Annotated in this window: 23 protein-coding genes and 1 riboswitch; of the genes, 11 read left to right on the top strand and 12 right to left on the bottom strand. The window is 71.0% G+C overall.

Going from position 1 to position 23,567, the window contains the following annotated elements:
- The 4 genes from VFV89_RS10930 to VFV89_RS10945 all read left to right on the top strand — a co-directional run.
- On the top strand, positions 1 to 254 hold a 254-nt coding region (locus VFV89_RS10930), incomplete at its 5' end, for a hypothetical protein (RefSeq protein WP_329705965.1).
- A gap of 209 nt (positions 255 to 463) precedes the next feature.
- A riboswitch (cyclic di-AMP (ydaO/yuaA leader) is annotated at positions 464 to 617 on the top strand.
- A 26-nt stretch (positions 618 to 643) separates the two neighbouring features.
- Positions 644 to 1,636: a C40 family peptidase gene (locus VFV89_RS10935; protein WP_329705966.1), complete on the top strand. Its 993-nt coding sequence runs from the start codon at positions 644 to 646 to the stop codon at positions 1,634 to 1,636.
- Positions 1,637 to 1,685: 49 nt separating this feature from the next.
- Positions 1,686 to 2,951, top strand: coding sequence for a hypothetical protein (locus VFV89_RS10940; protein WP_329705967.1), 1,266 nt, complete (start codon positions 1,686 to 1,688; stop codon positions 2,949 to 2,951).
- Positions 2,952 to 2,992: 41 nt separating this feature from the next.
- The gene (locus VFV89_RS10945; RefSeq protein WP_329705968.1) at positions 2,993 to 4,198 is read left to right on the top strand and encodes a M48 family metalloprotease; all 1,206 of its coding nucleotides are present in this window, start codon (positions 2,993 to 2,995) and stop codon (positions 4,196 to 4,198) included.
- Positions 4,199 to 4,216: 18 nt separating this feature from the next.
- On the opposite strand, the gene VFV89_RS10950 is transcribed toward VFV89_RS10945, so the two are convergent.
- The 11 genes from VFV89_RS10950 to VFV89_RS11000 form a co-directional block, all read right to left on the bottom strand.
- A complete protein-coding gene (locus VFV89_RS10950; protein WP_329705969.1) occupies positions 4,217 to 5,197 on the bottom strand; it encodes an acyltransferase in 981 nt (326 codons plus the stop codon).
- Positions 5,198 to 5,498: 301 nt separating this feature from the next.
- Positions 5,499 to 5,735 carry a hypothetical protein gene (locus VFV89_RS10955; protein ID WP_329705970.1) on the bottom strand — a complete coding sequence of 79 codons (237 nt, stop codon included), beginning with the start codon at positions 5,733 to 5,735 and terminating at the stop codon, positions 5,499 to 5,501.
- 25 nt (positions 5,736 to 5,760) lie between these two features.
- Complete coding sequence (locus VFV89_RS10960; RefSeq protein WP_329705971.1) at positions 5,761 to 5,970, bottom strand: Flp family type IVb pilin; 210 nt, start codon at positions 5,968 to 5,970, stop codon at positions 5,761 to 5,763.
- Between the two features lie 400 nt (positions 5,971 to 6,370).
- Positions 6,371 to 7,027: a response regulator transcription factor gene (locus tag VFV89_RS10965; RefSeq protein ID WP_329705972.1), complete on the bottom strand. Its 657-nt coding sequence runs from the start codon at positions 7,025 to 7,027 to the stop codon at positions 6,371 to 6,373.
- Entirely contained in the window at positions 7,024 to 8,616 is a 1,593-nt protein-coding gene (locus VFV89_RS10970; RefSeq protein ID WP_329705973.1) for a sensor histidine kinase, read from the bottom strand. Before VFV89_RS10970 ends, VFV89_RS10965 begins: the two co-directional genes overlap by 4 nt.
- Positions 8,617 to 8,623: 7 nt before the next feature.
- A complete protein-coding gene (locus VFV89_RS10975; protein WP_329705974.1) occupies positions 8,624 to 9,547 on the bottom strand; it encodes a type II secretion system F family protein in 924 nt (307 codons plus the stop codon).
- Position 9,548: 1 nt separating this feature from the next.
- Positions 9,549 to 11,453 carry a type II secretion system F family protein gene (locus VFV89_RS10980; protein ID WP_329705975.1) on the bottom strand — a complete coding sequence of 635 codons (1,905 nt, stop codon included), beginning with the start codon at positions 11,451 to 11,453 and terminating at the stop codon, positions 9,549 to 9,551.
- Complete coding sequence (locus tag VFV89_RS10985; RefSeq protein WP_329705976.1) at positions 11,450 to 13,024, bottom strand: CpaF family protein; 1,575 nt, start codon at positions 13,022 to 13,024, stop codon at positions 11,450 to 11,452. The genes VFV89_RS10980 and VFV89_RS10985 overlap by 4 nt, the downstream gene beginning before the upstream one ends.
- A 2-nt stretch (positions 13,025 to 13,026) precedes the next feature.
- On the bottom strand, positions 13,027 to 14,217 hold the full coding sequence (locus tag VFV89_RS10990; RefSeq protein WP_329705977.1) for an AAA family ATPase: 1,191 nt from the start codon (positions 14,215 to 14,217) through the stop codon (positions 13,027 to 13,029).
- Positions 14,218 to 14,231: 14 nt separating this feature from the next.
- Positions 14,232 to 14,942 carry a Flp pilus assembly protein CpaB gene (gene cpaB, locus VFV89_RS10995; RefSeq protein WP_329705978.1) on the bottom strand — a complete coding sequence of 237 codons (711 nt, stop codon included), beginning with the start codon at positions 14,940 to 14,942 and terminating at the stop codon, positions 14,232 to 14,234.
- 253 nt (positions 14,943 to 15,195) lie between these two features.
- Positions 15,196 to 16,983 carry an AMP-dependent synthetase/ligase gene (locus VFV89_RS11000; protein ID WP_329705979.1) on the bottom strand — a complete coding sequence of 596 codons (1,788 nt, stop codon included), beginning with the start codon at positions 16,981 to 16,983 and terminating at the stop codon, positions 15,196 to 15,198.
- Positions 16,984 to 17,100: 117 nt separating this feature from the next.
- Here VFV89_RS11000 and VFV89_RS11005 point away from each other — a divergent pair, with 117 nt between their 5' ends.
- The 5 genes from VFV89_RS11005 to VFV89_RS11025 all read left to right on the top strand — a co-directional run bounded on the left by VFV89_RS11005 (position 17,101) and on the right by VFV89_RS11025 (position 21,213).
- Complete coding sequence (locus VFV89_RS11005; RefSeq protein ID WP_329705980.1) at positions 17,101 to 17,544, top strand: SRPBCC family protein; 444 nt, start codon at positions 17,101 to 17,103, stop codon at positions 17,542 to 17,544.
- 57 nt (positions 17,545 to 17,601) lie between these two features.
- On the top strand, positions 17,602 to 18,750 hold the full coding sequence (locus tag VFV89_RS11010) for an ArsA family ATPase (protein WP_414690367.1): 1,149 nt from the start codon (positions 17,602 to 17,604) through the stop codon (positions 18,748 to 18,750).
- A complete protein-coding gene (locus VFV89_RS11015; RefSeq protein ID WP_329705982.1) occupies positions 18,747 to 19,118 on the top strand; it encodes a hypothetical protein in 372 nt (123 codons plus the stop codon). Before VFV89_RS11010 ends, VFV89_RS11015 begins: the two co-directional genes overlap by 4 nt.
- The gene (locus VFV89_RS11020) at positions 19,115 to 20,056 is read left to right on the top strand and encodes an ROK family glucokinase (protein WP_329705983.1); all 942 of its coding nucleotides are present in this window, start codon (positions 19,115 to 19,117) and stop codon (positions 20,054 to 20,056) included. The genes VFV89_RS11015 and VFV89_RS11020 overlap by 4 nt, the downstream gene beginning before the upstream one ends.
- 131 nt (positions 20,057 to 20,187) lie before the next feature.
- On the top strand, positions 20,188 to 21,213 hold the full coding sequence (locus VFV89_RS11025; protein ID WP_329705987.1) for an ROK family glucokinase: 1,026 nt from the start codon (positions 20,188 to 20,190) through the stop codon (positions 21,211 to 21,213).
- Between the two features lie 6 nt (positions 21,214 to 21,219).
- On the opposite strand, the gene VFV89_RS11030 is transcribed toward VFV89_RS11025, so the two are convergent.
- Entirely contained in the window at positions 21,220 to 21,633 is a 414-nt protein-coding gene (locus VFV89_RS11030; protein ID WP_329705984.1) for a hypothetical protein, read from the bottom strand.
- 97 nt (positions 21,634 to 21,730) lie between these two features.
- Here VFV89_RS11030 and VFV89_RS11035 point away from each other — a divergent pair, with 97 nt between their 5' ends.
- Positions 21,731 to 22,480 (top strand): lysophospholipid acyltransferase family protein, encoded by a 750-nt coding sequence (locus VFV89_RS11035; protein ID WP_329705985.1) that lies wholly within the window; start codon positions 21,731 to 21,733, stop codon positions 22,478 to 22,480.
- Between the two features lie 14 nt (positions 22,481 to 22,494).
- On the top strand, positions 22,495 to 23,567 hold a 1,073-nt coding region (macS, locus tag VFV89_RS11040), incomplete at its 3' end, for a MacS family sensor histidine kinase (RefSeq protein WP_329705986.1).

The raw sequence follows: 23,567 nt of genomic DNA on the forward strand, positions 1-23,567 counted from the left end.
ACGTGGTCTCGGACCCGTTGTCGGTGGTCCCTGCCACCGTTGTGGCCATGACGACGCGAATCGACTGCGACACCTGTGTGGTGCGCGGGCTGGCCTGCCACGACTGCGTGGTGACCGTCCTCCTCGGGCCGCCACCCGAGCTCACGATCGACGACGACGAGCGCCGGGCCCTCGACGTGCTGGCCGACGGTGGGCTGGTCCCGCCGCTGCGACTGGTGCAGCCGGTGGCCGGCCCCGAGGTCGAGTCGGCGTGAGAACGCTCCCACCCGTCAGGACATCCCTGGCGTAGCGGCGATTCCTGTGACTGGTGTGACTCGTGTGACACGGGAGGCTGCATCGACCCTGACCAGGTGAAAAAACGTCCGACATCCTCGGTTGAGGTTTGGACGACCCGCCTCGAAACGCACTACGGTGCTTGTCCAGGTGCTCGTGGAAGTGGTCCACCCGGTCCGCGCGAGTGCCGCGTCGAGCCCTCGTCGTCCACGGACTGCGCGGGGCCGGGGAACCATCGCTGTCAGTGACAGCACCTGGGGTGAATCCCCAGCGAGGCGCCGAGAGGCGAGGAGCTGGGGTAGGGCGAGTCGTGCCCGAACCCGTCAGCTCACCCGGTAGGCGTACGACACCCAAGGAGACCTCCCGCCTCGTGGTTCACGGACGGAAGCGACTGGCCACCGCCCTCTCGGGACTGGCACTGGTCGCCTGCGTCGGCGCAGTCGGGTTCGTGCCCGCCCAGCCGGCCCAGGCCGAGCCCAAGATCGATGATGTGCAACAGCGCGTCGACACGCTCTTCCACGAGGCCGAGCAGGCCTCCGAGCGGCTCAACGACGCCAAGCTGGAGCTGGGCGACCTGCAGAGCGACCTGGTGTCGCTCCAGGCCGACCAGGAGCGTCAGCACGCCAGGCTCGAGGCGGCGCGCGAGAACCTCCAGGACTCCATCGTCAGCTCCTACGAGGGCCAGAGCCTCTCCGCGGTGGGCGTGGTCGCCGACACCGACGACGCCACCTCCTTCGTGTCGAACCTCTCCACCATGTCGGCCTACAACGACATGCAGTCCCAGCTCTTCACCTCCTTCGCCACCGAGTCCAAGGCCCTCGACCTGCGTGCGAAGGCGACCGAGCAGCGGGCCGCCGAGATCGAGAAGAAGCAGGCAGAGCTCGCCGCGGACAAGAAGGCCATCGACGACAAGTACGAGCAGGCCAAGGCGCTCCTCGACAAGCTCAAGGCCGAGGAGCGTGAGGCGCTGCTCTCCCGGGGCTCGGTGCGGATGCCGTCGGGCGTCGACGCCTCCGGCCGGGCCGCGATCGCGATCCGCTACGCCATGGCCCAGGTCGGCAAGTCCTACGTCTACGGCGCCGCGGGTCCCAACGCCTTCGACTGCTCCGGGCTGATGATGATGGCCTGGGCGCAGGCCGGCATCTCGCTGCCGCACTCGTCGGGCGCCCAGTACGGCGTGGGCCACCACGTGTCCTCCAGCGACCTGCAACCCGGCGACCTGGTCTTCTACTACTCGCCGATCAGCCACGTCGCGATGTACATCGGCAACGGCCTGATCGTCGAGGCGGCCAACCCGGGCGCCGGCATCCGCGTGTCGCCCGTCTTCTCGATGCCGTACGTCGGCGCCACCCGCCTGGTCTGACCTGCCTCCGGACCCGGGGTGGCTTCACCCCGGCTGACACACTCGCTGCGTGAGCGCTCGGCGTACCTGGTTGCTCGGCGGCGCGCTCACGGCGCTGGTCGTGGTGGTCGCCGTGGTGGCCTACCTGGTGGTGCGGCCCGACCCCTACGTCGCCTCGAGTCCGACCGGCAGCGTCCCCCGGCCGGATCCGGCCGGCGCCGCCCACGCCCTGCAGCGGTTCGAGGAGGCGGTGATCGGCCGTGACGCGAGCGGGGCGGCCGCGCTGGCGCCCGACGACGACGCGCGGGCCGGCGACCTGCTCTCCGCGGTCGCCGCGAACGCCGACGCCCTCCGCGTGGGCGGGTTCACCGCGCGCTACGTCGACGACGTGAGCGCCGTCGACACCAGTGGGCGCTGGCAGGCCGCCGTCGACCTCACCTGGCGCTTCGACGGCTTCGACCGGGAGCCGGCCCACGAGGAGGTGCTGGTCGGCTTCGAGCTCGAGCAAGGTGGGGGGAGCGGGGACCGGGTCGGCATCACGTCCTTCGGCGGCGGCGACCGCCGTACGCCGCTGTGGCTGACCGGGCCGGTCGAGGTCCGCCGCTCCGACCGTGCGCTGGTGCTGGCGACCACCCCGGCGGATGCGGACCTGCTGGCCCGACGGGCGAACGCCGCGGTCCCCGTCGTCCGCGACGTACTGCCGCAGTGGCACGGGAAGCTCGTGGTCGAGGTGCCGGGCTCCGAGGCCGGCCTCGATGCCGCGCTGGCCGCCGACCCCGCCACCTACGCGAACATCGCCGCGGTCACCGCCTCGGTGGACGGCACCCTGACCCCGTCGTCGCAGGTGCACATCTTCGTCAACCCGCAGGTCTATGACTCCCTCGAGCCGGTGGGCGGGCAGGTGGTGCTGAGCCACGAGGCCACCCACCTCGCCACCGGGGCGCCGTTGACCACCGGGGTGCCCCTCTGGCTGCTGGAGGGGTTCGCCGACTATGTCGCGCTGCACGACGTCGACCTGCCGATCACGACGACAGCCAGCCAGATCATCGCCCAGGTCAAGCGCGGGGGAGCCCCCGACCACCTGCCTGGCGAGGCGGAGTTCGACGAGGACGCCACGCACCTCGGAGCGTCCTACGAGAGCGCATGGGTGGCCTGCCTCGTCCTTGCCGACTCGGGCGGCCGGCAGGCCCTGGTGCGGCTCTACGACCAGGTGACGCGGGGGCAGCCGCTCGACGCCGAGCTGCGCCGTCAGTTCGGTCTCACCGACGCGGAGCTGACCGCGAGGTGGCGGAGCCGGCTCGAGGAGCTGGCGGCGCGCTCCAGCGACGGGGCGTGACCCCGCGCCGGGACTTCACCCCGGCTGCCACACTGGCAGCCGTGCTGGAAGCGAGGCGGACCGCCGCCGCAGTGGCAGTCGCCGGCGCCGTACTCTTCGTCGTCATCGCGGCGCTCCTTGTGCCCTGGGACCCGATCCCGGGCGGACCGCTGCACCCGCCGTCGGCGTCGTCGGTGTTCACCGCGGAGCAGATCCAGCGGGCCGAGGACTTCGCCGGGCTCCAGCGGATCCTGAGCTGGACCTCGCTCGCCGTGTCGCTGGTCCTGGCGTGCGTGCTGGGCTTCACCCGGATCGGCGCGCGGCTCGTCGACCGGGTGCGCGGACCTTGGTGGTGGAAGGTCGTCGTCGCGGTCGTCGGGCTGTCGCTCGCCGACCTCCTGGTCACGCTCCCGCTGACCGTGCTGCTGCGCCGGCGGGTCCTCGAGTTCGGCCTGTCCCACCAGGCGTGGAGCGCGTACGCCGTCGACGTGGCCAAGAGCCTCGGGGTCAGCGTCGTCGCCACGTCGATCGCGCTGGTGATCCTGGTGGGCGCGGCCCGGAGCTGGCCGCGCGCCTGGCCGGCCGTGGCCGGCCTCCTGCTGTCCGGGCTGGTGATGCTGGGCTCGTTCGTCTACCCCCTGCTGGTCGAGCCGCTGTTCAACAACTTCGAGTCACTGCCCGACGGCGAGCTGCGGACCCAGATCCTGACGCTGGCCGACGAGGAGCACGTGCACGTCGACGACGTGCTGGTCGCGGACGCGTCGCGGCGGACGACGACGCTCAACGCCTACGTCTCGGGCTTCGGCTCCTCGCGTCGCGTGGTGGTCTACGACAACCTGCTGGACGACGAGAACCAGCGGGAGGTGCTGGCCGTGGTCGCCCACGAGCTCTCCCACGCACGCCACGACGACGTGCTCACCGGTTCGCTCCTCGGGGCGGCTGGGGCGCTGCTCGGGGTGGGGCTGCTCGGGCTGCTCGTGCCCGGTGTCGGGGACCCTCGGTGGGTGCCGCGCATCCTCGCCCTGGTCGCGGTGGCGACCTTCCTCGCCAGCCCCGTCCAGAACGGCATCAGCCGGCGGATCGAGACCCGGGCGGACGTCGAATCCCTGCGCACCACCCAGGACCCGGAGGCCTTCATCCAGCTCCAGAAGGACCTGGCCACGACCTCGCTGGCCGACCCGACGCCGTACCGGCTCTCGCAGTTCTGGTTCGGCAGCCACCCGACCGCGCTGCAGCGGATCGCGCTGGCCGAGCGGATGGCCGGCTGACCTGAGTCTTCATCCACCTCAGGCAGCCTCGAGAGCCGGCGCGGCCGACGCGACCGCCACGCGCCGCCGGACCAGCGGTCGGCCCGTCCACCACGACTCCCAGAGGTGGAAGGAGAGGGCGGCCACCCCGAAGCTGACGACCGCGCCCTCGATCCCACCCAGCTCGACCTGGAAGAGCACGTGCCACAGGTACCAGCCGTAGGAGATCCGGCCGCAGTACCGCAACGGTGCGAATCGCATCCAGGCGTCGGACCGGGTCAGGAGCATCACGGCTCCGAACACCGTGAGGATCGAGCGGAGGATCATCCAGTCGTTGCTCGGGGTGATCGGCGCGCAGGTGGCCGTGGCGAGGATGAGGATGCCGAGGAGTCCCGTCGCTCCCGACGCACGCCAGCCCGTCGACCGCACGTACGCGGCCACCGCTGCTCCCGCAACCAGCGGGAACAGGTTCGACAGGGTGGATCGATAGGCCCAGTCGTAGCCGAGGACCGGGTAGCCACCGGCTCGCAGGAGCAGGCAGAGCATCGTCAGGCCGAGCAGGATGGCGGCCAGCTGCCGCCGCGTGCGACCGACGCGCAGCAGCAGCAACGTCGCCGCCGGCCAGAGGAGGTAGAACTGCTCCTCGACCGCGAGCGACCACATGTGGTGCAGCGGGAAGAACAGCGCAGTGCCCGAGCCCGCGGCGGGCACGTTCGCGATGTAGAGGACGGTGACCACGGCGCTGGGGACCGCGATCGAGCCGTAGTGGGCCACCACCGCGGCCAGGAAGACGGTGAGGGCGGGCAGCAGCCGCCGGGCCCGGCGCCGGTAGAACGCCCGCAGGTCGATCCGGCCGACCCGGTCGTGCTCGCGGAGCAGCAGGCCCGTGATCAAGAACCCGGACAGGACGAAGAAGAGCGTGACTCCGGCTCCGCCGGCACCCTGCACGGCCCGGACCTGGCCGTGGTCGAGCACCACGATCAGGACGGCGACGCCCCGGAGCCCGTCCAGCGCGGGCACCCGAACCCTGTGGCCCTGGGATCCCTCGACCCGCGGCGTCGCCGTCGTCACGGCAGCAGCATCCGCTCCTGGCGCTCATCTGGTGGCCGAATCGGGCGAAGTCACCCCTTTGTGCGAACAATGGCGCCGGCCACCTGCCGCGCGGGTCCCGCTGGACCCGGCTTTGCCGAGGTTCTCGGGCACCAGGTGCCGATTTCCCTCCGCAAACCCACCGATGGGGCTGGATCCGTCACAACAGCCCGGAAATGTTCATCGCCCCCGGGGCCGTGTGGCACCGGGGGCGATGAAGGGGGTCTGTGGATCAGCTGCACGATCCCGCGGAGGTGTCCTCGAAGATCGTCCGGCAGCTGTCTTGGTACATCCCGTTCGAGCCACCACCGAACGCGAAGACCGCGACGGCGATGAGAGCGGCGATGCCCGCAATGAGGAGTCCGTACTCGACGGCAGATGCGCCGCGCTCGAGACGTCCCTCCCTCCAGAGACGCCTCGAGCCCTGGCTGCGGGCCGAAACCAGCAGCCAGAGCTCGGTTGCCTTCATGGCGTAGTCAGCGCTTCCGGATCGATCAGCTGCCGCAGCTGCCGCCGGAGGACTGCGTCACCTGCGAGCACGTGTCGGTGAAGATGCCCTTGAGGCTGCCACCGAACGCGAACACGACGACGACGATCAGCGCCGCGATGCCGGCGATCAGCAGGCCGTACTCAACGGCCGAGGCGCCGCGCTCGGACATCTTGGCGGTGCGAGCGTTCAGCATGATGCGGAGGTAGTCGAGCATTGGTGTTTCTCCTTCAGAGTGGGTCCCACGAGTCGGAGCGGGATGCCCCGGTGAGATCAATCTTGGTGATCTCCTCAGGCCTTCGGAGCGGAATTCGCGAGGTCCAGCCGAGCGGCCATCGGCATAGCCCTTTCGGGCTATCCAACGACCCCCCGGACGTCGGTTACGGCAGTGGCCCCAGATCCGCTTCTACGCCCGAAAACCGCGTCTGAGCAGGGGTTTTGCGGTCTGTACCGGTCCGGACAGCACACTCGCCGCGACCCGGACGGACGCGGCGAGCGGACTGGACAGCTGCGGTCAGATGTCGACCGGACGGACGCTGGAGAGGAGTCCGATCCGCATCGCGGTGACCAGGGCCTGGGCCCGGTCCGAATGATGACGGAGTGCGCCGAGCTTCTACTCAGATGTCGACCGGACGGACGCTGGAGAGGAGTCCGATCCGCATCGCGGTGACCAGGGCCTGGGCCCGGTTGGAAGCGCCGAGCTTCTGGTAGATCCGGGCGATGTGCGACTTGGCCGTCGACTCGCTGAGGTAGAGCTTCTCGCCGATCGCGGCCGCGCCGAGCCCGTCGGCGAGCAGCAGGAGCACCTCGTGCTCGCGGTCGGAGAGGCGGGTGGACTCGGCGGCGCTGCGCCGCATCATCGCGCCGACCAGCCCCGTGCACACGAAGGACCGCGGCGACACCGCGGCGTGCCGGGCCGCCCGGATGACCTCACCCGACGGTGCGTCCTTGCCGACGAAGCCGGAGGCCCCGGCCTGCATCGCGGCGAAGATCTGGTCGTCACCGGAGTGCATGGTCAGGACGACCAGGCCGGTGGTGTTGCTGACCTTTCGGATCGAGCGGACGATGTCGAGCCCGGTGCCGTCCTGCAGCTGGAGGTCGGCCACGACCACGTCGGGGCGCAGCTCGTCGTACTTCTTGAGGGCATCGACGACCGAGCCGGCCTGGGCGACGACCATCATGTCGTCCTCGAGGTCGAAGACCCCGGCGAGACCTTCGCGGATGAGCTCGTGGTCGTCGACCAGGAGGACCGTGGTAGGAGTCGCGGTGCTCATGCTGTGACCTTTTCATGGAGGGTGTCCGGGACAGGGGAGTCGGACACGGAGTTCTCGGAGAGTCGCACCGTGACGGACAGGCCGCCGGACGGCGTCTCCCCGATCTCGAGCGTGGCGCCGATGAGCAGCGCCCTCTCCTTCATGATGTGCAGTCCGTGCGAGGTGGACCGAGCCGTCTGCAGGCCCCGTCCGTTGTCCGAGACGGTGATCATCGCCTCGGGGGCGTGCACCACGCAGTGGACCTCGATCGCAGAGGCCTCGGCGTGGCGGACGGCGTTGTTCATCGCCTCCTGGGCGATGCGGAACAGCTCGGCCTCCACCTCGGGGCGCAGCCGCTGGGTGTGCTCGTCGAGGGTGACGTGGATCGGCACGCCGGAGACCTCGGACAGGTTGCGCGCGATCGAGCCGATCGCGGTGCCGAGGCTCTCGCTCTGGCCGACGCTGGTGCGCAGCGTGACCACCGAACGGCGGATCTCGGCGACGACCGCGGAGATGCGGTCGCGGAGCATGTCGATCCGCTCGGCCTGCTCAGGGGAGGTGACGCCGACGCGCAGCGTGTCGACGAGGTAGCCCAGGGACGCGATGTCCTGCGCGACACCGTCGTGCATCTCGCGCGACAGGCGGCGGCGCTCCTCGGCGGTGGCGGCGTCGCGGAACGCCGAGAACAGCAGGGCGGTGTCGAGGTGGACCGCGCTCGGGCCGAGGCGGCGCATCAGCTTGCGGATGCGGTCCTCGACGCCGATCCGGGCCGGGTCGACGCGGGGCGAGAGCACGCCGGCGACGATCGCGGTGGTGCCCGCGTCGGTGTGGAGCGGGAAGGCGAACACGTGGTCGTGCAGCACCGGCAGGCCGACCGCCCACGCCTCGACCGCGATGTCCTCGCACTCGCTGACGTTGACCGACGCCCCCATCGCCTTGGTCACCAGCGGGGTGAGGGTGTCGCCGCGAGGGACGCTGATGACCAGGGCCGAGCAGGGCAGGTCGTCGCGGACGCCGCTGAGGATCGAGCCGCCGAGGGCGACGGGGTCGAGGCCGTTGTCGAGGCCGCCCGAGATGTCGATGAGCTGCCGGATCAGCCCCTGAGCGAAGTGGTAGGGCGCGAGCGGGTCCGGCTTCTCGTTGAGCGCGGTGTGCAGGAACGTGCCGACCAGCCCGAGGCCGAGACCGGTCATGCTCCAGCTGAAGGCGCCGAACCCCTGGGCGGTGGTGAGCGAGGGGTAGGAGACGAAGGAGACCACCACGATCGCGGTGAGCTGGGCGGACAGCGCGAGCGCCACGCCCTGCAGCGACCGGTAGAGCCCGGCGGTGAACGGCGGGACCGCGAGCGCGCCGAGCACGGCCAGCGAGCTGTGGATCGTGAAGCCGCAGATCGCGCCGACCATGGCCGCCTCGACGGTGATGACCAGCATCACCGGCAGCCGCTGGCGCCAGTCGGCCAGCGTGGTGAGCGCCCAGACGGCTCCGATCGTGACCAGCGCGATGAGGGCGGGCGTGTCCTGCGACCACAGCACGGGGCCGAGCAGGGCGACGAGCACGAAGGCCCGCGCGGCAGCGGCAAGCCTCACGTGCTGGCGTTCGCGAACCCTCATCTAGCGATCACTTCTTGCTGAAGCTGTCCAGGATGCTCAGTACGGCCGGCCCCATGACCGCGATGAACAGGGTCGGGAGGATGCAGAAGATCAGCGGGATGGTGATCTTCACGGGGACCTGTTGGGCCTTCGCTTCGGCCCGTTGACGTCGCTTGACACGCATCTCTGCGGACTGTACCCGCAGCACCTGCGCGATGGGGATGCCGAAGGAGTCCGCCTGCACCATGGCGCCGACGAACGTACGGACGTCGGCGACGTTGGTGCGCTCGCCCAGGGCGCGCAGCGCGTCACCTCGACCCTGCCCGATCTGCATCTCGCGGAGCACCCGCGAGAACTCCTCGGCCAGCGGGCCCTCGGTGTTGCGGGCCACCTGCTGCACGGCGGCGTCGAAGCCGAGACCGGACTCCACGCTGATCGTCAGCAGGTCGATCGCGTCGGGGAGGTCGCGCTGGAGCCGCTCGGCACGCTCGTGGGCCCGCTGGTAGAGGTAGAGGTTCGGCGCGAAGAAGCCGACGACCGTGATCCCGATGACCACGATGATCCGCATCATCGGCGACCCGAGCATCAGCTGGAAGGCCAGGCCGGCGAACAGGCCGACCACCGCGCCCAGCACCTTGCCGGACAGGACCCGGTCGACGGTCCATCCGGGCGGGTTGCCGGCCAGGTCGAGCTTGCGCCGGATCCGCTCGGCGGTGTCCGCCCCGGAGATCCGCCGGCCGATCGCGAGCGCCCGCTGCTGCAACGGCCCGATGACCCGCTCGGCGAACGTCTTGTCCAGCTCCTTGCTGAGCTCCTTCGGCGAGTTGGTCATCGCCTCGAGCACGGCCAGCGACCGGGTCACGCCCGAGTCGGTGGAGGTGCTGAGCGCGGACCCGATCAGAAGGATCGCCAGCAGGACGAGGGCTACGCCGAGGACGAAGAGGATGGCCACGTCACACCTCCACCTTGACCAGTCGGCTCATCCAGAAGACGCCGACCCCGAGGATTGTGGCGGCACCCGCGAGCATCGCCCACCCCAACGGCTCCTGGAACATCACGATCACGTAGTCGTAGTTCGTCAACAGAAGGTAGAGCATGAAGAGCGGCGGAAGGCCTCCCAACACCCATGCGGAGAGCTTTCCTTCTGCGGCGAGGGCGTTGACCTGACGGCGCACGTACTCGCGCTCGCGCATGGTCGCGGCCACCGTGTCGAGCAGCTCGGCGAGGTTTCCGCCGACCTGGCGCTGGATCTTGATCGCCATGACGACCCACTCGAAGTCCTTGCTGTCGAACCGCTCGGCCACGCCCTCGAGGGCGTCCTCGAGGGACACGCCGAGGCGGGTCTCGACCAGGACCCGGCGGAACTCGGAGGCGATCGGCTCCGAGCCCTCGCGGACGATCGTGTCGACCGACTGGGCCAGCGAGAGACCGGCGGCCAGCGACCCGGACATCAGCTGCAGCGTGTCGGGGAGGCCGCCGTTGAACGCCTTGCGCCGTCGGGTGGCCCGGAAGCCGAGGAACATCCACGGCCCGAACAGCCCGGCGAGCACGAAGGCGAAGCCGATGAGCAGGTTGCCGCCGCCCAGCACCAGGCCGACCAGGCCGGAGACGAAGAACAGCGCGCCGTGCAGGAGCAGCCACTCCGAGGACTTCAGCTCGCTTCCCGCGGCCTGGAGCCGGGAGCTGATCCTGGCGTCGAGGTCCTTGTTGCGGCGCAGCACGTTGGCCGCGGTCTCCTTGGCGGAGGCGAAGGTGACGTCGGTGTCCATGAACCCGGCACCGCCCTCGGGGTGCACCCCGATGGCCTGCGCCTCGGTGTACTTGGTGACCCGGTCGGCCGCGCTGAGCTGGTTGTTGCGCGGCACCAGCAGCACGGCCAGGAAGACGACGCCGATCGCGATCGCGAACGGCCCGGCGTAGAGCGCCCACGACGGCGGGGTCCACGCGCGCTTCGCGGCGAGCTGCGGGGCCGCCGGCTCGACGGTCGAGAAGGCCGTCGCGCTGATCGCCCCGCCCTTGGCGGGGATGGTGACCTTGATGTTCGCCGAGGTCTTCTCGAAGCCCGACGGGAGCGTAGCGGTCACCAGCACCTGGTCGGCCAGCACCGTGGCCTCGGCCGCGAACGCCGCCTGCAGCGCGGCCGGGTCGGTGGAGATCACCTGGCCCTCGCCCGCGGTCGCGATCTGCTGCAGGGCCGCGAGGTCCGCGCGGGGGCCCGAGTGCTCGATGGCGACCACGTCGGCGAGCACGTCGGCGTTCTTGATCGCCGTCGTCACGTCATCGATCGGGGTGTCGCTGTGGTCGGCACCGTCGGAGAGGACGAGCAGGCTGCGCTGCCCCTCGGTGCCGGCGACGCTCACGCCCTGGACCACGCCGTCGTAGAGACGCGTCTTCCGCGCCAGCTGGAGCGTGTCGAGGACCGCGGTGGCAGCAACGTGGTCCGTGGTCGGTGCGAGCTCGGTGGTGACCTCGCTCGAGAAGCTCACGATGCCGACCGCGACGTTGTCCGGGATGGTGGTGATGAACTCGCGCGCCGCGTTCTTCGCGGCCTCGAAGCGGTCGCCCTCCATGGACTTGCTGGTGTCGATGACGAGGACGGCCGTGCGCTGGACGTCCGTGTCGCTCTCGGCAGGCTCGGCGGTCGCCTCGGCTGGTTTGCCGTCGACGGTCACCTTCACGCCGTCGAGGTCGACCTCGGCGCCCGACGGGACCGAGACCAGGACCTGGATCGTGCCCGGCTTGGTCTCGACGTGCGTGATCGAGCCGTCGGCCGCGAAGGAGGCGGTCGGCGCGAGGGCGAGGCCGACGCCCGCGAGCGCCGCCAGCGCCCTCGTGGCGGTTCGGGTCAGGGTCTTCATGCGTGGTCCGGTGCGAAGATCAGCGGGTCCACGGTCACGTTGGCGTAGGCCATCTTCTCCAGGAACTTCGGGCGCAGGCCGGTCGAGGCCAGCCGGCCCAGGGTGCGTCCCTCGGAGTCGAAGCCGCGGGTGCCGTCCCAGAGGAAGACGTCCTGGAGGGTGATCGTGTCGCCCTCCATCCGCTCCACCTCGGTGACGTGGGTGATTCGGCGCGAGCCGTCCTTGAAGCGGGTCTGGTGCACGATCAGGTCGACCGCGGAGGCGACCTGCTCGCGGATCGCGCGCACCGGCAGGTCCAGGCCCGCCATCAGCACCAGGGTCTCCATGCGGGCCAGGGTGTCGCGGGGGCCGTTGGAGTGCAGCGTGGTGATCGATCCGTCGTGACCGGTGTTCATCGCCTGGAGCATGTCGAGCGCCGAGGCGTCGCGGACCTCACCGACGACGATGCGGTCGGGACGCATGCGCAGGCTGTTCTTGACCAGGTCGCGGATGGTCACCGCGCCCTTGCCCTCGATGTTGGCCGGACGGGACTCGAGCCGGACGACGTGCTCCTGTTTCAACTGGAGCTCGGCGGCGTCCTCGATCGTGACGATCCGCTCGTCGTTCGGGATGAAGGACGAGAGCACGTTGAGCGTGGTCGTCTTCCCCGCGCCGGTGCTGCCGGACACGATGATGTTGAGCCGGCCGCGGACGCACGCGTCGAGGAACTCGGCGGTCTTCGCGCTCAGCGAGCCGAAGTCGATGAGGTCCTGGACGGTGTAGGGATCGGTGGCGAACTTCCGGATGGTGAGCGCCGAGCCGTCCACCGCCAGCGGCGGCACGATGGCGTTGACACGGCTGCCGTCGGGGAGCCGCGCGTCCACCATGGGGCTGGACTCGTCGACGCGGCGGCCGATGCGGGAGACGATCTTGTCGATCGTCCGGCGCAGGTGCGCCTCGTCGCTGAAGGTGGCGTCCGCCGGGACCAGCCGGCCCGACTTCTCCAGCCAGATGTTGGAGTAGCCGTTGACCATGACCTCGGAGACGTCCGGGTCGCGGAGGTAGGGCTCGATGGGCCCGTAGCCCAGGATGTCGTCGCTGATCTCCTGAGTGACCCGGGCGCGGTCGCTGCTGCTCAGTGGCCGATCCTGCGAGCCGAGCACGTCGGCCAGGACCTTGCGCACCTCGGTGTCGAGCTCGGTCTGGTCCATCTCCGAGTCGTAGAGCCGGGGGCCCATCTGCTGCAGCAGCTGGACGTGGACGCTGGACTTCAGCTCCTCGATCCGGTCGTTCTGCGAGGCGGTGGCGAAGCCGCGGCGCAGCGACGCGTCCGGGCCGCTGGAGGCGCGGGGCGCCGATCCGGGCTGCGGCGAGCCGCCGGTGCCCGTGCCGACCGCGGCCGGCACGTCGGCGCGCCGCTTGCCCCCGCGGGTCGCCTCGGCGGCGGCGACGGCCGAGTCGACGGGGGAGACCGGGTCCGGGATGGTGTGGTCGACGTCGGGCAGCCCCTCGCCGGGCTCGCGCTCATCGGTCGGGATCAGGCCGTCGGCGCGAGTGTCACGGGCGGCGGCGAGACGGTCGGCAAGGCTCATGGTTACTTACGCCTCCTCGTGCGGCGGTTCTTCGCATCCGCGTCGCTCTGTGGGTTGTTGCTCGGCTCGGGCGCGCCCATGGTCCCGGCCAGCTCGCCGGCCAGCGTCACGGCGAGCTGCCGGACGGCCGTGCTGAGCTGGTGGTCGGGGTCGCTCACGATCACCGGGCTGCCGGCGTTGGTGGCCGCGGCGATCCCGAGCGAGCTCGAGATCTGCGCGTCGACGGTCATGCCGAGGATCCCCTCGACCTTGTCGGCGTTGATCCCGACCTCGTCGTCGGCCCGGTTGAGCACCAGGTGCCGGTTGTCGCGCGCGATGTGCAGCGCGTCGAAGGTCTCGACGGCAACCTTGACGTTCTTCAGGGTCGGCACGTCGAGGGTGGTGACCAGGACGACCTCGTCGGTCTCGTCGAGCGCGGTGAGGACCTGCTCGTCGAACGCGGGCGCGGTGTCGACCACGATGTAGTCGAAGGTCTCCCGCAGAGTGCGGATGATCCGAGACACGAGCAGCGGGGTGACCCGCTCGCGGGTGTCGGGGTGCGGGGGAGCGGCGAGCACCATGAGCGAGTCCTGGTGCCGCGTCAGGAGCTGGTCGACCATCTCGACGTCGAGTGCGTCCTCGGAGCCGATCGCCTGCTCGATCGAGTGCGTCGGGAACAGCTGCATGGTGATGGCCACGTCGCCGAAGGCGAGGTCGAGGTCGACCAGGCAGACGCGACGGGCGCCCTTCTCGGTCAGCGCGAGGGCCAGGTTGACCGCGATCGTGGTCTTGCCGACGCCGCCCTTGGGCGAGAACACGGCGATGACCTTGCTCATGTGCATCGCGCCGGACGGGCCACGCAGGGCCAGGAACAGCTCGAAGGCCCGGTTCAGCGCCTCGGCGAGCGCGGCGCTGTCGGTGTGGTGGACGACGTCGCGGGCGCCGGCCTTCATCGCCGCGCCCAGCAGGTCCCCGTCGAGGTGCTCGCGGGCGAGGATCGTGCTGATCGTCGGCGCGGTCGTGCGCAGTGCCTCGCAGGTGAGAACCGACTCCTCGTCCGTCAGCGTGGGCCCCAGCACGACGACGTACTCGTCGGAGTGCGAGCTCAGCCAGGCGTTGAGGCGGTCCACGGACTCGACGCCGTGGGACCCCGCCGGCATGGACGCCAGCAGGGTTTCCACGACCATCGGGTCGGGATCAACGACGACGGGCATGTGGTCTCAGTTCCTCACTGGAAGAGCTTGGTGGCGTCCATGCCGGAGGCGTCCGGCTGCACGGTGCTCTTGTCGGTGAGCAGTGCGAACGAGAGCTCGCCGTTCCCCTCGGCCCAGGTGGTCTTCTCGACCTGGACCTGGGTCAGGGCCAGGGTGATCAGGGTCCGCGGGAGCTGCTCGGTCGTGGAGGCACCGCTCTGGTCGGTGGTCGTCGTGGAGACCGGGGTGGTGGAGCCGACCCCCAGGACCGTGACCTTGTCGAGGAGCAGCCGGGTGAACGGCTCACCGCTCTGCGGGTCCGTGCCGGAGTAGAAGACCGCCACCGTCGACCCGGGGTTGACGAAGCCGGCGACCCGACCGGGGTCGGTCAGGTTGACCGACTTGGCCATCATCCCGTCCGGGATCTGCAGAGAGGACTGGACCGACGCCGAGGCGCCCCACTTCGCCGAGATGATCTGCTCGCCCGGGTAGATGGTGCCGAGCGAGACGGTGTTGGTCAACGAGTCGGTCGTCGACTGGTAGCCGTCGAGGAGGGAGTCCTTGGAGACCGCCGTCAGCGCCAGCTTGCCGGCGGCCTGGGCGTCCTCGATCTTCTCACCCGGGTTGATCACCGCGGTGGCCTCGAGGACCTCGACGGTGTCGAACTTCTTCTCCGCCCGGGTGTCGGCACCCTTGGTGTAGAGGAAGACGAGTGCCGAGCCGAGTGCTGCCACGAGCACGGCCACGACCATGAGAATCCTACGACGGTCCATCGACGAGACCCTTCCGTCTCCACGGGAGGCAGGCTTGACGACCCGCCAGCCCTGTCCCACGAGTGCTGTTCCTCGGTCTAGAACTCTAGGAACGCGCAGCGGTGCGCGTACGTGTTTTGACCGAACTCGTGTGACTGAAGGGGAACGGCTGCGCGCGGGGTGCGAAAGGTGCTACTCCGGCATGGTCCGGGGGGACCAGGCGCGGATGTCGATCGGATGGCGCTGGTTATGTATAGAGCGCGGCGACGTCGTCCTTGTTCTCGCGCATGACGACATTGCGCTTCAGCTTGAGGCTGGGGGTGAGCTGGCCGCCCTCCTCGGTCCACTGTCCCTGCAGGATCCGGAACTTGCGGATGGACTCCGCCTTGGAGACGGCCTTGTTGGCGTCCTCGACCGCGGCCTCGATCTCGGCGCGCAGGTCGGGATCGTCGACGAGGTCCTCGGCCCTGCCGGTCTTGGAGTGTTGCTCGGCCCAGGCGGCCACCGCCTCGAGGTCGAGGGTGACCAACGCGGCGATGAACGGCTGGCCGTCCCCGACGACCAGGCACTGGTCGACGAGCGCGTGCGCCCGGACCCGGTCCTCCAGCACCGCGGGCGCGACGTTCTTGCCACCGGCGGTCACCAGGATCTCCTTCTTGCGACCCGTGATGCGGACGAACCCCTCGTCGTCGACCTCGCCGACGTCGCCGGTGTGGAACCAGCCGTCGTCCTCGAGGACCTCCGCGGTGGCGGCATCGTTGTTCCAGTAGCCCACGAAGACCTGTCCGCCCTTGAACAGGAGCTCGCCGTCCTCGGCCACGCGCACCGAGGTGCCGGGGAGCGGCCGGCCGACGCTGCCGATCTTGAGCGCGCTCGGCAGGTTGACGGTGAGCGCCGCGGTGGTCTCGGTCAGCCCGTAGCCCTCCAGCACGGTGACGCCGATGCCGCGGTAGAAGTGGCCGAGTCGTTCACCGAGCGGGGCCCCTCCGGACACGGCGTACTCGCAGCGGCCGCCGAGCGCCTCTCGCAGCTTGCCGTAGACGAGCCGGGAGAACAGCGCGTGCTGGGCCCGGACGGGGAGCGAGGGCCTGCCCTTGTCGAGGCCGCGGGAGTAGGCGATGGCGGTCTCGGCCGCCCGGTTGAAGATCGCGCCGCGGCCGTCGGCCGTGGCCCGCTGGGAGGCGGTGTTGAACACCTTCTCGAAGACCCTCGGGACCGCGAGCACGAAGTTCGGCCGGAATGCCTGCAGGTCGGCGACGAGGTTCTTGATGTCGGCGCTGTGGCCCAGGCGGGTGCGTGACTTCACCGCGCCGACCTGGATGATGCGGGCGAAGACGTGGGCGAGCGGGAGGAAGAGGAGCGTCGAGGCGTCCTCGGGCTCGAACAGCTCGGGCAGCTCCTGGACGGCCACACCGAGCTCGACCATGAAGTTGCCGTGGGTGAGCATGCAGCCCTTGGGCCGGCCGGTCGTGCCCGAGGTGTAGATCAGCGTGGCCGGGTCACCGGGACCGGCCTTGGCGCGACGCTCCTCGAGCTCGTCGTCGCCGATGTCCTGGCCGAGCCTGGTCAGGATGTCGACCGCGTTGTCGGCGATCGACCAGACGTGGTTGAGCTCGCCGAGCCCCGCGCGCACCTCGTTGACCCGCGCGACGTGCTCCGGCGTCTCGGCCACCACGGCCCGGGCCCCCGAGTCCTGGAGGATCCACTGCACCTGCTCGGCCGAGGAGGTCTCGTAGATCGGCACCGTCACCGCGCCGGCGAACCAGATGGCGTAGTCGAGCAGCGTCCACTCGTAGCGGGTCTTGGAGATCAGTGCGACCCGGTCGCCGAGATCGACTCCCGCAGCGACCAGGCCCTTGGCCACGGCCCGGACCTCGTCGTGGAAGGCCAGGGCGGTCACGCCCTCCCAGCCCGAGGCGCCCGGACGGCTGAATGCGATCTCGCTGCCGTGGTCTCGGGCGTTGGTCACGACGTCGTCGGTGAGGTTGCCGGAGACGGGGGGCTCCATGTTGGGCGGCGTGGAGTACTCGCGCACAGCGGCACGTTACCGCCGCGTCAACACCCGGATCCGATCCGGTACGCTCGCTGACCGGTGATCCGGCCGCCGGGCGGCGCTGCGGGGTGGGTCGGAGGACGAGCGCAGGGAGTTCGAATGGCCGAGCAGACCACGTCGTCCATCACCGTCGACGCACCCGCGTCCGCGGTCATGGACGTCATCGCCGACTTCGACGCCTACCCGGAGTGGGCCAAGGGGGTCCAGAAGGCGGAGACCGTCGCGTCCTACGACGACGGCCGCGCCAAGGAGGTCTTCTTCGTCCTCGACGTGAGCCCGATCAAGGACGAGTACACCCTCTCCTACATCTGGGACGGCGACCGGGAGGTCACCTGGACGCTGGTCGAGGGCAAGATGCTGCGCGCCCTCGACGGCGCCTACGAGCTGCGCGAGCTCGGGAGCGGTGCCACCGAGGTGACCTACCGGCTCTCCCTGGACGTCTCGATCCCGCTCATCGGGATGCTCAAGCGGAAGGGCGAGAAGATCCTGATCGACACCGCGCTCAAGGGGCTCAAGAAGCGCGTCGAGTCGGCAGCCACCTGAGGCCGGCGCTTGCGGATCCTCCTCTTCACAGGCAAGGGCGGTGTCGGTAAGTCGACCGTGGCCTCTGGCACGGCCGCGCTCGCAGCCGCGGCGGGCCACCGCACGCTGGTGCTGTCCACCGACGCGGCCCACTCGCTCGCCGATGCCTTCGGCACGTCGGTCGGGGCCGAGCCGACCCAGGTCGCGGACAACCTCTTCGTGCAGCAGGTCGACGCACAGCTGCGCTTCGAGCAGTCCTGGGCCGAGATCCAGGGCTACCTGATCTCGGTGCTCGACACGACGGGCATGAACCCGGTCGCTGCCGAGGAGCTGACGGTCATCCCGGGCGCCGAGGAGGTGCTCGCCCTCCTCGAGCTGCGGCTGCACGCGCTCTCCGACGACTGGGACCTGATCGTCGTCGACTGTGCGCCGACCGCCGAGACCCTCCGGTTGCTGGCCCTGCCCGAGGCCCTGGGCTGGTACATGCAGAGGGTCTTCCCGGTCCAGCAACGGGTGGTCAAGGCGCTGCGACCGGTGCTCACCCGCGCCGCCGGGGTGCCGATGCCGGGCGGGACCGTCTTCGATGCCGTCGAACGGCTGCACGCCGAGCTCGACGAGGTCCACCAGCTGCTGTCCGGCCCGGAGACCAGCGTGCGCATCGTGCTCACCCCGGAGGCGGTGGTCCTGGCCGAGGCGCGGCGCGCGTACACGACGCTGTCCCTGTTCGGCTACCGCGTGGACGGTGTCGTGGCCAACCGGGTCTTCCCCGCCGGCGGCGCCGACGACTGGCGGGCCGGCTGGGTCCTCGCCCAGGACGAGGTGCTCGCCCAGGTGGCCGAGTCGTTCGCCGGCGTACCGCTCTGGCGCGCGGAGTACCGCCCCACCGAGCCGGTCGGGGTCGAGGCGCTCGAGGTGCTCGCCGCCGAGCTGTACGCCGGCACGGACCCCATCGCGTCGACGGGCGTGCGCAGCCCCTTCGAGGTCGTCACGGTCCGCTCCGGTGTCCAGCTGCGGCTGAGGCTGCCGTTCGTCACCCGGGACCAGGTCGACCTCGCGCGCAGCGGCGACGAGCTCGTGGTCACCGTCGGCTCCCACCGCCGGCTGCTGACTCTGCCCGCCGGGCTGGCCCGGCTGCGGGTCACCGGCGCCCGGGTCGACGACGACGGCGTGCTCCGCGTCTCGTTCAAGGACCCGTCGGCGACGGTGACGGAGGAGCGCGTCGGATGACCCCACCCGAGGACGACTCCGTCGGCAGCGTCGGCGACGAGGCCGCGAAGCTGCTCGGCGCCCTGGCCGACTGGGCCGGCGAGCACGTGAGCGACCGGGCCCACGAGGTCAACGAGCACATCGCCACCGGCTCCGCCGAGTGCCTCTACTGCCCGGTCTGCCGCACCGTGCACGCGGTCCGCGGGGCCAGCCCGGAGGTGAGGGCCCAGCTGGTCCACGCCGCGTCCACGTTCCTCCAGGCCGCCGCCGGGCTGCTGTCCGCCGCCGGTCAGGCGCAGCCGCCGGCCTCGCGGGTGCAGCACATCGACCTCGACGACGACCTCGAGGACCCCGACGAGCCCGTCGACCCCGACGAGGGCGCCCCGTGAGCCTCTCGTGCGGCGTCGACGTCGGCGGCACCAAGATCCTCGGCGGGGTCGTCGACGAGGACGGGACGATCGTCGAGGAGCTGCGGGTCGAGTCGCCGGCCACGGACACCGAGGCGATCGAGACGGCCATCGAGCAGCTCGTCACCGAGCTCAAGTCGCGCCACCGGATCACCGCGGTCGGGGTCGGTGCGGCCGGCTACATCGACAAGGCCCGGTCGACGGTGATGTTCGCGCCCAACATCGCCTGGCGCGACGTGAACCTGAAGGCCGACCTCGAGGCCCTCGTCGACCTCCCGGTGGTGGTCGAGAACGACGCCAACGCCGCGGCGTGGGGCGAGTTCACCTACGGCGCCGGCCACGACGTCGACGACCTGCTGCTGGTGACCGTCGGGACCGGCATCGGTGGCGGCATCGTGCACGACGGCGAGCTGCTCCGTGGGGCGTTCGGGGTCGGCGCCGAGATCGGCCACATGCGCGTCGTACCCGACGGGATCCTGTGCGGGTGCGGCAACCGGGGCTGCTTCGAGCAGTACGGCAGCGGCAACGCCCTCGTCCGGGAGGCCCGGGCCGCGGCCCGCGCGGGCTCACTCCTGGCCCAGACCCTGGTCGACCTGGCTGGTGGCGACCCGGAGCGGATCACCGGGCCGCTGATCACCGAGGCCGCGCGGGCCGGGGACCCGTTCTCCATCGAGCAGCTGGCGGGGGTGGGGCGCTGGCTGGGCGAGGGGATCGCCTCCCTGACCGCGGTGCTCGACCCGGCCGCCGTGGTGATCGGCGGCGGGGTGGGCGAGGCCGGGGACCTCCTGCTCGCGCCGATCGAGTCGGCGTTCCGCTCCCAGCTCACCGGCCGCGGCCACCGACCCGTCCTCGAGATCCGCAAGGCCCAGCTCGGCAACCGGGCGGGACTGATCGGCGCCGCGGACCTGGCTCGCCGGTGACGGCGTGGTGAGGTAGGAAGAGGACCGTGTCCGATCGCGCCACCCGCGCCGCCACCCGCGCCAGCCGGCGGGCCAGGGTCAACCTCTGGGACCCGCTGACCATCGGCATCGACATCGGCGGCACCAAGATCATGGCCGGGGTGGTGGACTCCAGCGGCAACGTGGTGGAGCTGCGCCGGCGGCCCACCCTCGGGCACGACGTCGTCGGCGTCGAGAACTCGATCGTCGAGCTCGTCCACGAGCTGCAGCAGCACTACGACGTCGCGGCGGTCGGCATCGGCGCGGCCGGGTTCGTCGACGCCAGCCGGTCCACGGTGATGTTCTCCCCGCACCTGGCGTGGCGCGACGAGCCGCTGCGGGCGAGGCTGGCCGGCCGGATCACGATCCCCGTGGTGGTCGACAACGACGCCAACACCACCGCGCTCGGCGAGAGCCGGTTCGGCGCCGGTGCGGGCCACCGTTTCGTCCTGTGCATCACGCTCGGCACCGGCATCGGCGGCGCCATCGTCATGGACGGCCGCGTCTTCCGGGGAGCCAACGGGATGGCCGGGGAGTTCGGGCACATGCAGGTGGTGCCGGACGGCCACCGCTGCCCGTGCGGCAACCGCGGCTGCTGGGAGCAGTACGCCTCCGGCAACGCCCTGGAGCGGGAGGCGCGCGAGCTCATCGTTGCTCGCTCCCCGGTCGCCCACCGGCTCGACGAGATCTGCGGCGGCGACCCGGCCAAGCTGAGCGGCCCCCAGGTCACCGACGCGGCGCGCGAGGGCGACCCGCTCTCGATCGAGCTCCTGGCCGACGTCGGCCGCTGGCTCGGCACCGGCACGGCCGGGCTGGTGGCGGCGTTCGACCCCAACTGCATCGTGATCGGCGGCGGCGTCTCCGACGCCGGTGAGCTGCTGCTCGGTCCCACCCGCGAGTGGATGCTGCGCTCGCTGGTGGGCCGTGGCCACCGGTCCGAGCCACCGGTCCTGCTGGCCAGGCTCGGGCCGCAGGCCGGCTTCATCGGGGCGGCGGACATGGCCCGCTCGGCGGCCCGCCGCTCGCGGCGCGCCGACCGCCGACGCGCGCGCCAGCTCGAGCGGCAGCAGCTGCGGCAGCAGCTGCGCGAGCAGCGCGGGGAGGGATGGTTCCGGCGTTCGGACCGACCCGGCGCCTGACCTCTCCTAGAGCCGGGCTCCGTCGTCCCAGGGGTCGATGTCGTCGCGGCGCGGCATCTTGACCACGAGGTAGACGAAGCCGCCGATGAAGGACGCGACCAGCAGGTAGCCCAGCCACGGCGGCAGGTGGACGTTCAGCACCACGCACACCAGCAGGACCGTCGGCGACCCGAACAGCCCGACCCACGCCAGCAGCCGGTCCGGCGGCAGCTTCGGCAGCGGCGGCGGGGTCGGTGGCACGAAGTCGTCGGGCTCGTCCTCGAGCTCGGCCGGCTCCTGTGGCTGGGGGAGCGGGGTGAAGAGACGCTCGAGCCGTTGCTCGGCCGGAGGCTCGGCAACCGGCTCGTCGTCGAGCTCGACCCGTTCGCCGTAGTTCTCGACGATGGCGCGCCAGGCATCCTCGTCGCTGTCGCGCTGCACGACACCGAGCGTACGCCGGTTGCGGGCAGCGTTAGAGTCTGGCCGACAGGCAGTCCCGGTGGCAGTGAGTCGGCGCGGTCCCTTTGGAGGTCAGCGGGTGTTCTACTGGTTCCTGAAGTGGGTGGCCCTCGGACCATGGCTGCGTCTTGTCTTCCGCCCTCAGGTCTCGGGCGCTGAGAACGTCCCCGCGACCGGTCCCGCCATCCTGGCCAGCAACCACCTGTCGTACTCCGACTGGATGTTCATGCCGCTGACCCTGCCGCGCCGGGTCACCTTCGTGGCCAAGGCGGAGTACTTCACCACCCCCGGCCTCAAGGGCTGGTTCCAGCGGAGGTTCTTCTCCGGCTCGGGGCAGGTGCCCATCGACCGGTCCGGCGCGACCGCCGCGGAGGGCGCGCTGCGGGCGGCGAAGAAGATCCTCGCCGACGGCGAGCTCTTCGGGATCTACCCCGAAGGCACCCGCTCCCACGACGGCCGCCTCTACCGCGGCAAGACCGGGGTGGCCCGGCTGGCCCTGGAGACCAAGGTCCCGGTGATCCCGGTCGCGGTCGTCGGCACCGACGTGGTGGCGCCGCCGGGCAAGAAGTTCGGCCGCTTCACCCGACCGATCGTGCGCTTCGGCAAGCCGCTGGACTTCTCGCGCTACGAGGGCATGGAGAACGACCGCTACATCCTTCGCTCGATCACCGACGAGATCATGTACGAGATCATGAGGCTCTCCGGGCAGGAGTACGTCGACATGTACGCCAACCGGGCCAAGGAGGAGTCCAAGAGGGCCGCGGACGCAGCCGAGTCCGCGGCCGAGACCGCGGCCGTGATGGACGAGCTGAACAAGAAGGCGTCCTAGCTCTGGCCGGATGGGTGCCGGCACCGGTGCGCCGGGCCGCGACGTGGTGGTTCGGGCCGGCCGGGACCGTCGAGGACCGGCTGTTCTCGTGGCTGGCGGTGCTGCGGCTGGTGCTGCTGGTGCACGCCGTCGTGCTCAACGTCTACCGCCGAGACAACTTCGTGCATCCGGCCGGTGGTGCGGCCTGCCTGGCGGTGATGGCCGGGTGGACCCTCTTCGTGATCTGGGCCTACGACCGCCGGAGCCGCCGCGGACCGCTGCTGCTCGTCGCCGACCTGGCCGTGGCCTGCGGCGCGGTCCTGGTCAGCCCGGTGCTCAAGGGTGACGGTCTGTCCGCCACCGTCCCGGCGTACTGGGTGATCGGCGCGCTGCTGGCGTGGGCCATCCACTGGCACTGGCTCGGGGGACTGGTCGCCGGGCTCTGCATCACCGTCTGCGACCTCGCGATCCGCCCGCACCTCACCCAGGCCAACTACGGCAACGCCTTCCTGCTGCTCATCGGCGGGCCGATCGTGGGCTTCATGGTCGAGTCCCTGCAGCGGATGGCCCACGACCGCGACCAGGCGCAGCGGGAGGCCGCGGCGGCGGCGGAACGGGCCCGGCTCGCCCGGGCGGTGCACGACGGCGTCCTGCAGGTGCTCGGCCTCGTCCAGCGCCAGGGGATGGAGGTGGGCGGGCAGGCCGCGGAGCTCGGCCGGCTGGCGGGCGAGCAGGAGGCGGCGCTGCGCACGCTGATCCGCGAGCAGGACCAGGTCCGGGCGACCGGTGACGCGACGACGGACCTGGCCGCGGCAATGGTCCACCTCGAGCGCCCCGGCGTGGACGTGGTGACCTCGGGGGCGGTCGACCTGCCTGCCGAGGTCGTGGCCGAGCTCGTCGCCACGGTCGCCGCATGCCTCGACAACGTCGAGCAACACGCGGGACCCGGGGCCCGGGCGTGGGTGCTGCTCGAGGGGTTCGTCGACCGGGTCGAGATCTCGGTCCGGGACGACGGCCCGGGCATCCCGGCCGGCCGGCTCGACGAGGCGGAGCGGGACGGTCGGCTGGGCGTCAGCCAGTCGATCCGGGGCCGGGTGGCCGACCTCGG

The organism is Nocardioides sp. (genome assembly GCF_036274455.1).
GTDB lineage: Bacteria > Actinomycetota > Actinomycetes > Propionibacteriales > Nocardioidaceae > Nocardioides.

Coding starts and splice junctions, on each gene's coding strand:
- VFV89_RS10970 (WP_329705973.1), bottom strand. CDS start 8,616: ATGAGGGTTCGCGAACGCCAGCACGTGAGGCTTGCCGCTGCCGCGCGG.
- VFV89_RS10990 (WP_329705977.1), bottom strand. CDS start 14,217: ATGCCCGTCGTCGTTGATCCCGACCCGATGGTCGTGGAAACCCTGCTG.
- VFV89_RS11015 (WP_329705982.1), top strand. CDS start 18,747: ATGACCCCACCCGAGGACGACTCCGTCGGCAGCGTCGGCGACGAGGCC.
- VFV89_RS11005 (WP_329705980.1), top strand. CDS start 17,101: ATGGCCGAGCAGACCACGTCGTCCATCACCGTCGACGCACCCGCGTCC.
- VFV89_RS10965 (WP_329705972.1), bottom strand. CDS start 7,027: ATGAGCACCGCGACTCCTACCACGGTCCTCCTGGTCGACGACCACGAG.
- VFV89_RS11025 (WP_329705987.1), top strand. CDS start 20,188: ATGGCCGGGGTGGTGGACTCCAGCGGCAACGTGGTGGAGCTGCGCCGG.
- VFV89_RS10955 (WP_329705970.1), bottom strand. CDS start 5,735: ATGAAGGCAACCGAGCTCTGGCTGCTGGTTTCGGCCCGCAGCCAGGGC.
- VFV89_RS10985 (WP_329705976.1), bottom strand. CDS start 13,024: ATGAGCCTTGCCGACCGTCTCGCCGCCGCCCGTGACACTCGCGCCGAC.
- VFV89_RS10980 (WP_329705975.1), bottom strand. CDS start 11,453: ATGAAGACCCTGACCCGAACCGCCACGAGGGCGCTGGCGGCGCTCGCG.
- VFV89_RS10960 (WP_329705971.1), bottom strand. CDS start 5,970: ATGCTCGACTACCTCCGCATCATGCTGAACGCTCGCACCGCCAAGATG.